Source organism: Pantoea sp. NPDC088449 (genome assembly GCF_044753225.1).
Lineage (GTDB): Bacteria > Pseudomonadota > Gammaproteobacteria > Enterobacterales > Enterobacteriaceae > Pantoea > Pantoea floridensis.
Map to the genome: position 1 here is coordinate 345472 of NZ_JBIVMT010000002.1, position 12840 is coordinate 358311.

Annotated in this window: 4 protein-coding genes; 1 reads left to right on the plus strand and 3 read right to left on the minus strand. The window is 59.0% G+C overall.

The genetic code is table 11. The features are described 5' to 3' along the window. Window positions 1-130 precede the first annotated feature (130 nt). From ACIP6T_RS12880 to fes, 3 genes are all read right to left on the minus strand, one after another. Window positions 131-8530 (minus strand): amino acid adenylation domain-containing protein, encoded by an 8400-nt coding sequence (locus ACIP6T_RS12880; protein ID WP_400457535.1) that lies wholly within the window; start codon window positions 8528-8530, stop codon window positions 131-133. A 170-nt stretch (window positions 8531-8700) separates the two neighbouring features. Further along, window positions 8701-8922: an MbtH family protein gene (locus ACIP6T_RS12885; protein ID WP_097098052.1), complete on the minus strand. Its 222-nt coding sequence runs from the start codon at window positions 8920-8922 to the stop codon at window positions 8701-8703. Further along, window positions 8915-10273: an enterochelin esterase gene (gene fes, locus ACIP6T_RS12890; RefSeq protein WP_400457537.1), complete on the minus strand. Its 1359-nt coding sequence runs from the start codon at window positions 10271-10273 to the stop codon at window positions 8915-8917. The genes ACIP6T_RS12885 and fes overlap by 8 nt, the downstream gene beginning before the upstream one ends. Before the next feature lie 278 nt (window positions 10274-10551). Between fes and ACIP6T_RS12895 the strand changes: the two genes are divergently transcribed. Further along, window positions 10552-12726 carry a TonB-dependent siderophore receptor gene (locus ACIP6T_RS12895; RefSeq protein ID WP_400457539.1) on the plus strand — a complete coding sequence of 725 codons (2175 nt, stop codon included), beginning with the start codon at window positions 10552-10554 and terminating at the stop codon, window positions 12724-12726. The last annotated feature ends 114 nt before the right edge of the window (window positions 12727-12840 follow it).

Here is a 12840-nt window from a genome sequence, read left to right on the forward strand (position 1 = left end):
GGGTAAAGGTCGCCATGAATGGCGACCCTACACTTATTTCCAGGCCGCTATGAATGCGACCCTACAAAAACGTGCAGACCTTTCGTAGGGTGCGCATTTATGCGCACCGTTTCGCTAGCCGCACCAAAGCTCAACCCGCTAACAGCTGATTTATCAACGGTCCCAATACCTTCAGCGAATCCGCCGAGAGAATATCGGCGTGTTCACAATCCAGCGGGATGAGGGTGAGCTCATCCATAAACGGCGCCCAGCTGGCGCGGACATCCATATCCGGCGGCACGGTTCTTTTCGCCATAAACAGCGTGGCGCTGCCGGCATAACGCGGCGTGCGCGCTTCGGCCAGGCGCGCGACGGCATCTTTGTAATTAGCCACGATGGTGCTAAACATCGCCGCCTTCTCCGCCCGCAGCAGCGGATCGCGTTCGTCCTCGGTTGCCGCCATAAATTCGGCCTGCTCCCGCGCCACCTCCTGTTCCGCTGCAGCGGCATCCGGTATGCGCCAGTCCTGACCTTCCGCCGGATAGGTATCCAGCAGGCCGAGGAAGGCCACCTCTTCACCTAACGCCTGCAGGCGTGCCGCGATGCCTTGCGCCAGCGTGCCGCCAAGCGAATAACCGAGCAGGAAGTAGGGCCCGCTCGGCTGCTGCTGGCGAATCGTTGCCAGATGCCGATCGCACATCGCCGCCACGCTGTGACACGCCGCAATCACCCCATCAGGACGCGGCGATTGCAGGCCGACAATCGGGAAGTCGCCGTCCAGATAGTGCAGCAGGGCGCTGTACTGCCAGGCGAAACCGGAGGCGGGATGGATGCAGAACAGCGTAGGGCCGTTGCCTGCGCGCAGCGGCAGCAGTTCACCGTTGCCACCGGTTTCGCTGCTGGCGCCGTCGTCGAGCAGCGCCGCCAGCTTCTCCACGCTGCGTGCCGCGATGATCTGCCCGACGCTGAGCGGCGGCACCTCACGACGACGCAGTTCTGCCGCCAGACGCATCGCCAGCAGCGAATGGCCGCCGAGCGCGAAGAAATCGTCGTCGGCGAACACGCTGTCGCAACCCAGCAGCTGCTGGAACAGCTCTGCCAGCAAATGCTCACTGGCGCTATCCGGTAAGCGACCGCTGCGCGCGCTGCGCTGCGGCATCGGCAGCGCTTTGCGGTCGAGCTTGCCGTTAGCGCTCAGCGGTAATTGGTCGAGCAGCAGATAGCTGACCGGCTGCATATGCGCAGGCAATCGTTCGCTCAGCTGCTGCTTCACGCGCTCGAGGTCCAGCGTGATGCCCGCTTCCGCTACCAGCCAGCCCAGCAGCTGACGATTATCGACGCCCGGCGTTGACTGCTGGGTAAGGTTGCGCGCCGCGACCACCGCTTGCGCCACGCCCGGCAGCGCCGCCAGTGCTTGTTCGATCTCGCCCGGCTCAATACGCTGTCCGCGCATTTTCAGCTGATCGTCACTGCGTCCCAGATACTCAACCGCACCGTCGGCGCGCCAGCTGGCAATATCGCCGGTGCGATACATGCGTTCCCCTTCGGCAAACGGCGCGGCGACAAAGCGCTGCGCGGTGAGATCGGCGCGGTGCAAATAGCCATCGGCCAGCTGCACGCCGCTGAGATAGAGATCGCCGGGCACGCCAACCGGCACCGGGCGCAGCAGGTTATCGAGGATATGCAGCTGCGTGTTCCACACCGGGCGTCCAATCGGTACGCCCGGACCGTTGAGGCCCGCTAGCGCGCTGCCGCTGGCCGGTTGCCAGGTGACATCGACGGCGGCTTCGGTCGGGCCATACAGATTGTGCAGCGGTGCGGCTATCAGATCCTGATAGCTGCGCGCCAAATCGCACGCCAACGCTTCACCGCTACAAAATACGCGGCGCAGGCTTGGGCAAGCACGATCGGTTTGCGTCGCCAGATGGCCGACAAATGCGGCCAGCATCGAGGGGACAAAATGCATTGTGGTGACGCGATAATCGTCAATTAGCTGCCATAGCGCCTGCGGATCGCGGTGTGCCTCCGCTGGAGCCATCATCAGCTGCGCGCCAGTCATCAGCGGCCAGAAGAACTCCCACACCGAGACATCAAAGCTGCACGGGGTTTTCTGCAGCACCACATCGTCGGCGCGCAACGGATAGCTGGCCTGCATCCAGCGCAGACGATTGATGATAGCGCGTTGGTTCACCACCACGCCTTTCGGTTTGCCGGTGGAACCCGAGGTATAAAGGACGTAAGCCGGCCGATTGGCATCCGCCTGCGGCAGCGTGTGCCGAGCCTGAGCCTGTGGGTTGGCTAAGCCATCAAATAGCATCAGCGTACCAAAACGGGCGAAACGAATTTCCAGCGCTGACTCGGTGATCACCACCCACGGCCGCGCATCTTCTACCATGTAGGCCAAACGCTCATCGGGATAACCGATATCCAGCGGCAGATACGCCGCCCCGGCTTGTAAAATGGCGCTGAGCGCGATGCTAAGCCGTACCGAACGCGGTAGCGCCACGGCGACGATGTCGCCCGGCATCACGCCGGCTTCGATCAGGCGATCCGCCAGCAGCGTAACCTGCCGCTGCATGTCGCTGTAGCTCAAACGATGCGCTTCATCAACCAGCGCTAGCGCATCGGGCGTACGCGCTGCCTGCTGGGCAATTGCCTGCTGCAGAGTTTCATCTTCCAGCTGCACGCCGGTGTTATTGACCCACGCCAGCAGCGATTGCTCAGCCAGCGTTTGCAGTCGCCACTGCGTCAGCGGCAGATCGGGCGTGGAAACCAGCTGTTGCAGCAGCAGGAGCAACCGCTCGGCGAGACGTTCCGGCGCGCTGACGCAGTCGCGATACTCCATCAGCAGCGTCAGCTGTTCACCCGGTAGCACCAGCAGCGTCAGCGGGTAATGCGTATAGCCGCGGTTGTGAATCGCCTCGCAGCGCACGTCGGCATTGGCATCCAGCACGCTTTGGTTGTCCGGATAGTTCTCGACCACCAGCAAAGTATCAAATAGCGTACCCGCGCCAACCAGCTGCTGAATTTCGGCCAATCCGAGGCAATCCTGCTCAATTAGCTGGATCTGCTGCGCCTGATGATCGGCCAGCTGCGCCAGCAGTGGCCGCTGATGATCGAAGCGAACGCGCACCGGCAAGGTGTTGCTGAACAGGCCGACGTGCTGATCGATACCGTCAATCTGGCCAAATCGACCGGACACTGGTGCACCAAACACCACATCCTGCTGGCCGCTGGCAACGGACAGCATCAAGCCCCACACACCCTGCATGACGGTGTTCAGGGTTAATCCACGCGCCCGACACAGCGCATAAAGCTCGCGCTCCAGCGTGGCATCCAGCGTGATGCGTTTTTCGCTGACCGCGCTGTCGGCCGCGTTTGGATAGAGCAGCGTCGGCCGCACGTCGCGCAGGCACGATTGCCACTGTTGGCGCGCGTCGTCGCAGTCGCGCTGGCCGAGTTGACGCACCAGGTCAACATAACTGCTGCTGAGCGCGGGCAGGGTTTGCTGCCGCAGCGCACAAAGCAGATCGTGGAGGATCACCGGCGTTGACCAGCCATCGACCACGAGATGATGCGCGTTAAGCAGCAGCGTCCAGCGCAGGCCATCGCGATGGGCGATCAGCGTGGCTTGCAGCATGATCGGCTGACTAAACAGATCCTGCGCCAGCGCCTGATGCTCCAGCGCCAGCAGCGCCTGATCTTCGTCTTCCTCAGCCAACTGATGCACCGCCAGCGGCCAATCCCGCTCGCCTTCCGGCAGCAGCTGCAGCGGTTGCAGGCTGAGTTCGGCATCAAAGCGTGCCGCCAGCTGTGGATGGCGGCGTAGCACCGCGTTCAGCGCCTGCTGAACGGCTGCGGCGCCGATCTCGCCGCTCAGCGTAAGACGCGTCAGCGAGTTATAGCTGCCTTGTTGTGCGGTGGTTTGGGCGTGGAACAGCAGGCCTTTTTGTAATGGCAACAGCGGCAGCACGTGGCTGAAGGCACCGTGACGCGCATGCAGCTGTTGCAGCGTGGTATCGTCTACGCCATCAATGGCCACGTCGGCGGCAACCAGCGTATTGGCGGCCTGCTGCGGCTGATCTTGTGCCAGTGCCATCAACGCCTGCGCGGTGCTGACCATTGCCAGATGCAGTTGTTCAATCGCCTCAGCATTCAACACACCAGCGGCCCAGCTCCAATTGAGCGCCAGCTGCGCCGCGTCCGGCTGCTCTTCGACAAACACGTTAAGTTCTAACGCATGCTGCAGCGGCAGCGCGCCATCCTGCATCACCGCAAAGGTGTCGCGGAACGCCTTGGCGGTGCGCTGTGGCGACCAATAGCCGCTGCGCTGTTGGAAGCGCCCCAGGTAGTTAAATAGTACCTGCGGCGCATGCTCGGCCGCCAGTTTTGCCAGCGTAACGCCGCGATGCGCATCCAGCCAACGTAACTGACCATAGCCAATGCCGCGATCCGGCACCGCGCGCAGTACCGCTTTTACCGCGCGTACGCTAGCGTTGAGCGGCGCCTGTGGGTTTTCCGGTAATGCCAGCAACAGCGGGAATTCCGCCGTTAACCAGCCAACGGTGCGCGCCAAATCCTGCTGGGTATGCAGCTCGGCGCGGCCATGCGATTCCAGCGTAACGCGTTGCATCGCACTGCCGTTATGCTGGCGCAGCGCGAGGGTCAGCAGCGTTAACAGCAACTCTTCGCTGGTGGCGCGATAAGATTGCGGCAGCGTGTTGAGCAGCGCGTGCGTAGTGGCCGCATCCAGCAGCGTGCGCCGATGCTGCTGGCGATCGCTGTGCTGAAGGGATCGCTGTCCAATCGCCGGCAGCGGTTCAGCCAGCATCTGTTGCCAGAACGGCAGTTCGCTGGCGCGGACGGAGAGGTTCGCCAGCAAGGCCGCCGACCAGTCATGCAGCGAGGTTTCCTCTGCAGGGATCATCAGCGGCGTGTTATTGAGCAGCGCATCACCGGCCTGTTGCAGCTCATCCAGCAACACGCGCCAGGAAACGCCATCAACAATTAAATGATGCAGCGTCAACACCAGCGCGCAGCTGGCGCCGTTTTGTTGCAACAGCGTGGCCTTGAGTAACGCACCGGCAGCGGGATCAAGCGCGTAAGCATCTTCGGTAAACGCCTGCTCCGCCGCACTATCGCGATCTGCTATTGCCCATACGCGTACGCGTACGCGGGCAGGGCATGCAGGCAATGTTTCGCCGACGATCAGCTGCTCATCGCGCGTAAAGCCGTTCAACACGGGATGCGCCCGCGCCAGTTGATCGATCAACTGTTCTACCTGCGCCTGCTGTAACTGCGGCGGCACCGACAGCAGCACGCCGTGGGCAAAGCGCGCATTAATGCCTGCCTGCGCCTGGAACCAGTGCAGGATCGGCAATCCGCCAATCGCGCCCTGTTGCGCCACCCGGTTAGCGGTGGACTGTTGTGCCAACGGCGTTAAATCACGCGCCATGCGGGCAGCGGTACGTTCAGCGAAAATTTCACGCGGACGCAGCAGATAACCGGCGCGGCGCGCGGCGGTGCTAAGTCCCATCGCCGAGATACTGTCACCGCCGAGTGCAAAGAAATCATCCTCTGCACCCACGCTTTCCAGCCCGAGCAGGTTGGCTATCGCCGAACAAATCAGCTGTTCCTGCGGCGTGCTGGCAGCGCGGCTTTGGTTCTGCGCCGCCTGTTGCGGCTTTGGCAGCGCCTGGCGATCAATCTTGCCGTTGACATTAAGCGGCAACGTCTCCATCACCATCAGTACCGCCGGCACCATGTAATCCGGAAGCCGTGTTGCAAGCTGTGCCAGCAATTGCGCGCTGAGAGTGCCCTCTGCGCGCAGCGCATCATCCTGCACCGAGCAGTAGCCAATTAAGCGATGCGTCGCGCCTATCACTTCGGCGATGACGATGGCGGTGCTGACTTCCGGCAGCGCCACCAGCGCGTTCTCCACCTCACCCAACTCGACGCGGAAGCCGCGCACTTTAATCTGGTGATCGGTACGGCCAATAAACGCCAGCTGACCATCCTGATTCCAGCGCATCAGGTCGCCGCTGCGGTACATCACATCGCCTGCGCGGAACGGATTGGCAACAAAGCGTGCGCTGGTGAGATCGGGGCGACGCAAATAGCCGCGCGCGATGCCGCTTCCGGCAATGTACAACTCGCCTGGGCAGCCAATCGGTACCGGACGCAACTGGTTATCCAGCAAATAGACTTCGCTGTTCCCCACTGGACGGCCAATCACCGGCTGCGGCGAGGCCATCACGTTGGCGCCGAGCGTATCAATGGTGTATTCCGACGGGCCGTAATAGTTGTGGATCTCCATCTGCTGCTGTTGCTGCATCCGTTTCCACAGTGTCGGCGTTGCCGCTTCGCCGCCAATCATCACAAACGATGGGCGATGGTTATCGGCTTCCAGCAGGCCGCTGTCGATCATTTGTGAGAAGAACGACGGTGTGATATCCAGTAAATCCACCGGCACCGCGTTCATCTGTTGTATCAATCCCCAGGCGTCGCGGCGCAGATCTTCGTTGAAGATATTTAGCTCGCAGCCCATCAGCATGCAGAACAGCGGTTCCCAGGAGGAGTCAAAGGAGAATGAGGCGGTGTGACCCGCGCGCATGCGGCGCGGACTGTGGGCGGTAAAGCGCGCAATCGCGGGGCCAAACAGGTGTTCGCGATGCGAGAGGAACAGATTGAGCAAACCCTGATGCGTGCTCATTACGCCTTTGGGGCGTCCGGTCGATCCCGAGGTGTAGATCATGTAAGCCAGATCGACACCGCACAGGTTAGTTGCGGGTCGCGCGGTGGGATACGTGTTCAACTCAATCTCGTTAATCAGCAGATGCGGCAGTTTTGGCATTTGCTCCAGCGTGCGGGTGTGGGTGAGTAGCAGTTTGGGCTGCGCGTCATCGCACATCAGGGTTAAGCGTTCACGCGGGTAGTCGAGGTCGAGCGGCATATAGGCCGCGCCGCTTGCCAGTACGCCAAATATCGCCACCAGTGAATCTACAGAACGTGGAATTCCGATTGCCACTACGTCGTCGGCGTGCAAACCGCGCGCGATCAGCAGATGTGCAAGCTGCATCGCGCGACCGGCAAGCTGGCGATAACTCAGGCTGCGCTCGCCGCAAACTACCGCGATCTCATTGCCATGTTGCGCAGCAGATTGCAGCAGGACATCAACAATGGTGGCGGTATCGGCAGGCGGTATGATGCCAGGGCCGGTTGACCAGCGCTGCAGATCGGCCTGCTCTTGCGGGGCAATCAGCGACAGCGCACCCACGTTAATAGCAGGATTATCAACAAACTGGTTTAGCAGATAGCCAATGCGTTCGGCGTGACGTTGTAACGATTTTGCATTATAACGCTGCGGGTTAGCGACTAACGTCAACTGTAATGCACCGTCGCGGAAACCAATCTCAAATTCCAGATCGTCCACCGGGCCCATTGCCAGCGTGTGGGTGGCGGCACCATGACCATCGAATTGCACATCGTCGCGATAAACCTTGACGTTAATCACCGGGCCATACAGCGCTTGGCTGCTGCCAACCAGACCCAGATCGCGGCGCAGCTGTTCCGCTTCATAACGCTGATGACGGCGCGCTTTGCGGATTTCGCTCTGCACCTGCTGCAACAGCGCCGGTAACGTCATCTCATCGCTCACGCTAAAGATCAGCGGCAATACATTCACCACCGGTCCGAGCGTTGAGATCGCCGCCGAACCCATGCGGCGCATGAACGGAAAGCCAATCGACAAACGCGAGCGGTTGCTGATGCGGGCGAGATAGGCAATTAACAGGGCACTGACGATATCTCCTTCGCTGCTGTCATCCAGCTGCTGATGCAATCTCGTCAACTGCGGCAGGGTGACCTGACAACTGATGGGGCGAGCGTCGGGATGCGTTATGTTTTCATTTGAGAGCGTAAGGGTTTCAGGAAGCTCAGCGGTGTAGCTTTGCCAGTGGCTGGCGGCGCGTGCGCAGGCGGCGGAATCCTGCCACTGTTGATACTCCTCAATCACCGTGGTGAAGGGGGTAAACGGCGTGGGCGCAGGCGTTTCGCCGGCACACACGGCGGCATAGATTGCCGCGATGCGCTGCGTCAACGCCGCAAAACTGAAGCCATCTACCAGCAGATGATGATAGCGCTGATACCACAGCCAGCTGCCGTCATCGACGCGCATTAACACGTGACGATAGAGCGGAGCGTCGCCGTCGGCAGGCAGCTCAGCAGCGAGATCTGCCTGCATCAGCTTGTGCGCCTGGCGGGTTGCGTCGGCACGTTGGCTAAAATCGTGCCATTCCGGTGCGATGGGGGCTTGTGCATCGAACCACTGCGCCGGATTGCCCTCATCGTCGAGACCAAAGCGCGCCTGCACGGTATCAGCTTCGGCCATCGCCTGACGAATAGCGCTATCGAGTGCGACGCGGTTGATGTTGCCGTGCAACACGCTGTAGTGCGCCACGGTAAATTGATTGCGCGGCTGCGCAATGCTGTCAGCGATCCAGATGCCGGGCTGCGCCGCGACTAAAGGATAGGGTTGTTTGATCGTTGCCAAGAGACAGTTCCTGTCTGATTCCCGTCATCCTTCGGGCTGCAACGGCGTTGGCTGCGTGCGCTCACCCCAGTCACTTACGTCCGTAAGCTCCTGAGGATTTGCACACTTGCCGCCTTGCTGCAGCCCGAGTGATTGGGGGAATAAATTAACTAAATGATTAAAAGAGCAAATTAAGCTGCGGTAGACGACGTCTGTTGCGTCGCTGGTCGCATGTCGTGCCAGTTGGCTTCGATAAATTCAATTGCCGCAGCGCGCGTTAGCGGCCCTGCCACGTTATGCCAACCGGCGGGAACGGGAGCGAATGCTGGCCACAAACTGTATTGCTGGCGCGTGTTAAGCAGCACCAGAAATTCCAGCGCATCGTTATCAAACGGGTTTTGTTGTTCAGACATGGTGATTACCTTCAGAGGGTGAGGTTGGGGATAGAAAATCGGCCAGCAGCCAGCGGCAGCCGTCGATCAGACCGCCGCGCCAGCACAGCGCATCGTGCCCTCCGGCGTAGCGGCGAAAATGTAATTCGTGACCAGCGGCTTCCAGCACCGGAGCGATCTGCTGGTTGACGTACACCATGTCCGCCTCGCGATCGCCCACTTCCTGGAAGATCTTCAGCGTGCCCGTTGGCAATGTGCCTTGTTGCAGACGCTGCAGCAGCAGGCCCGGCGCGTGATGTTCACGATTGGCGTAGTCGCGGAGATATTGCAGGTTGGGCCACCAGAATGAGCCGGATTGCGTAAGAATGCGGCCAAATCGCTGCGGCCAGTGCAACCCGGCATATAGGGCGGCGAGTCCACCGTAGCTTTGCCCGGCCACCAACGTGCGATCGGCATCGCTGCTGAATGCCGCGTGTTGCTGAGCCAGCGGCAGTAGCTCTTGCTGCACCGCCTGCCAGAAAGTTTCATTGCACGGTAATTCCGCTTCGCGATGCTGACTGTCGATGACATCGATAAACAGCCAGCAGGCCGGCGGCAGTTCGCCAGCGGCGGTGACCTGATCCAGCGCGCTAAAGATCGGCTGGCCGTACACCCAGTTTTGTCCGTCGAGCAGAATTGCCAGCGGACGCTGTTCAGGCCGGTCGGTTTTACCCGTGCTGTAGATCCAAACCTTGCGCGTAACCTGGAGCAGCGTGCTGCGCCACCGCAGCGTTTGCAGCGTATCGGGCCAGGTTTCGGCGAGTCCGGCATCCAGTGCTCGCCACGCCGATTGATCCGGCGCATCCGGCATATGCGCGTTGCTCAAAGCAAAGCGACGGCTGCTGAGAAACGGCGGGGTAGGATTGAGCTTGTCGGGAATCGCCAGCGGCATCAGCGAAATCCACCATTTACGTTGCAGCGCGCGACAGGTGTCATCATCGCCACAAAATAGCGGCGGCAGCTGTTGCGCAGTGACCGGAATCAGGCTGTAACTGCCGCGCCAATCGGATTCAATCGGCGTAGACCAATGCCAGACGTTGCTGTCCCCCACGCGCGCCAAACTTTCTGGCGCTTCGCTGTGGTGATCGGTGACGCCATTAATATCGATATAAACCCGTTGCGTAGAAGAAAGTGCGGAATGACCTTGGGGATCGCGCCAAAAAAAATGCATGGAGGTCTGACCCTGCTCATCACGCTCCACCAGCGGTGTTCCGGTGGCATAAAGCCGCTGCCACCAGCCTTCGCCGCCCACATCAGCTTGCCGCAACCATTGCGCAACGGTTCCCGCAGGCAACCAGTTTTTTGCTGTTTTTTCTGCATGCGTTAGAAACATCCTGCAATCCATTTCCACATTTTGTTCATAGTCTTTACTTAATCAAAGCTAATGCAAATGCTATTGATAACGATTTACATTTGCAATATGATTTTTCGCGCCTAAGAAACCTTCGGATTTTCAGTGGATTATTTTGTGAGAGAGGTCACGCGGGGAAATTAGGGCCGTAAATAATCGATGACAGTAATATTTCAATCCGTTACAGCCTCTGCTATTAGGCGAGGACCTCTGAATGGATTATTTCATTTACAAGGCAGTTTGAAATAGAGATGGCGACTATGTCTATTAAAGTAAGAAAATCAGCAATACCTGCTGTGGCACACCCGTTCAGGTTCAATCCTGTCTATCTTTCACTGGCCTCAATTTTGTTAGTGGCACCGGTGTCCGCCGAAGAGACGATTACCGTTAACGCCGAAACGCACGAAAGCGTCACCGCACCGCTACAAGGCTATGTGGCGAAAGAGAGCGCGGCAGGCACAAAAATCGCCACGCCGCTGCGCAAAACCCCGCAATCCATTTCAGTGATTACGCGTGAGCAGATGGACGATCAGGCGGCGGCATCGGTGGCGGATGCGCTAAGCTACACCAGCGGCGTGTTAACCAACTATCGCGGTAACTCCAACCGTAATGATGAGATTATTGCGCGCGGTTTCCGCTATGCGCCGAAGTTCCTTGACGGCCTGAGCTACGGTTTGTCCGGTCAGGCTGGCGCCGCGGGGCAGATCGATCCCTGGCTGCTGGAGCGCGTTGAGATGATTCATGGTCCCGCCTCGGTGCTGTACGGCCAGGTGAATCCGGGTGGTATCGTGGCGATGACCAGCAAACGCCCGACGGCGCAAAGTATTCATAAAGTGCAGCTCAGCACTGGCAATCAACATTTGGGTGAAGCGGCGTTTGATTTCGGCGGTAAGCTAAATGATGACAACACGCTGTTTTATCGCCTGAACGGTATCGCCAGCACCAAACACGAGTTCGTTAAAGATAATAAACAGCAGCGTATGGCGATTGCGCCGGCCATTACCTGGCTGCCCAACGCCGATACCAGCTTTACGCTGTTGACGCTGTATCAGAACGAGCCGAAAGCGGGCTACCGTAACTTCCTGCCGGCCAACGGAACGTTGTTCAACACCAGTGCCGGACGGATCCCTTATGACTTTAACGTCAGCGATCCGAGCTTCAACGAAGCCAAACGCGAGCAGACGTCGATTGGTTATATTTTCGAGCACAATCTGAACGACAACGTCAGCTTCACGCAGAATCTGCGCTACAGCAACATGGATGAGTCGTACAAATATCTGGTGTATACCGTTGATGCGGATAACGATCACTCGATCAACCGTCGTCCGCAGCATGACAAGATCAAGTCAAAAGAGTTGGGTCTGGATAACCAGCTGAAAGCCACCTTTGATACCGGGAATGTTGCGCACACTGTGCTTGGCGGGCTGGATTACAAGTGGAGCGACGTAGATAACAAATTGTGGCTCGACAGGGGCGATCAATACATTCTCGATTGGGCTAACCCAACGCGTATCAGCATCAACGAGAGCGATTTGACGCTGACTACCAGCACCCGCAAGAAGCTCGATCAGGTTGGTGTTTATCTGCAGGATCAGCTGGAGTGGAATCAGTGGAACCTGTTGTTGTCTGGCCGTAATGACTGGAGCGAAGTGCGTACGCAGGATCGCACCGATAACAGCGAAACCCAGCAGAATGATAACAAGTTCACCGGGCGCGCCGGTTTGCTGTATGCGTTCGATAACGGGATTTCGCCGTACATCAGCTACAGCACCTCGTTTGAACCCAACCTGAACAGCGGCGCGCCGGGCACCGATCCGTTCAAACCGACCACCGGTGAACAGACAGAAGTGGGCGTGAAGTATCAGCCGTTGGGCTGGGACGCGGTGTTTACCGTGTCCGCGTTTGATATCACGCAGAAAAACATCACCGCTTATAACAACGTCACCGGCTATAACGAGCAGATTGGTAAAGTGCGTTCAAAAGGTATTGAAACCGAAGCGCATGCGCAGATCACGCCAGAGATCAAACTGCTGGCGGCTTATACCTACACTGATGCGGTGACCAAAGAGAGCAGCATCACCGAGCGTGTTGGTCACTCGCCGTCCAGCATTCCGCGTCATGCGGCCTCGGCGTGGGGCAGTTATACCTTCCTCGATGGCGTGCTGAATGGCTTTACCCTTGGCAGCGGCGTGCGCTACACCGGCACCGCGCCAGCGGATGAAACCGGCACCAATAAGGTTCCGCATTACACGTTGTACGACGTGATGGCGAAGTATGAATTAGGCGAAGCGGCGAATTCGCTGCGCGGTACCACGCTGCAACTTAATGTGAATAACGTGGCGGACAAACACTATGTCGCCTCGTGCAGCAACACCAGCGCCTGCTTCTATGGCAGCGGTCGTTCCATTGTTGCATCGGTTAATTACAGCTGGTAATTCCGTCGGCGGTCTTACCGGCCGCCGTTTCTTTTCACATTCCGTGCGGCTGGTATGCACCTGTTACAACTCCTCACCGGTTTTAGGAAAATACTGTAATTATGAGACTGTCAT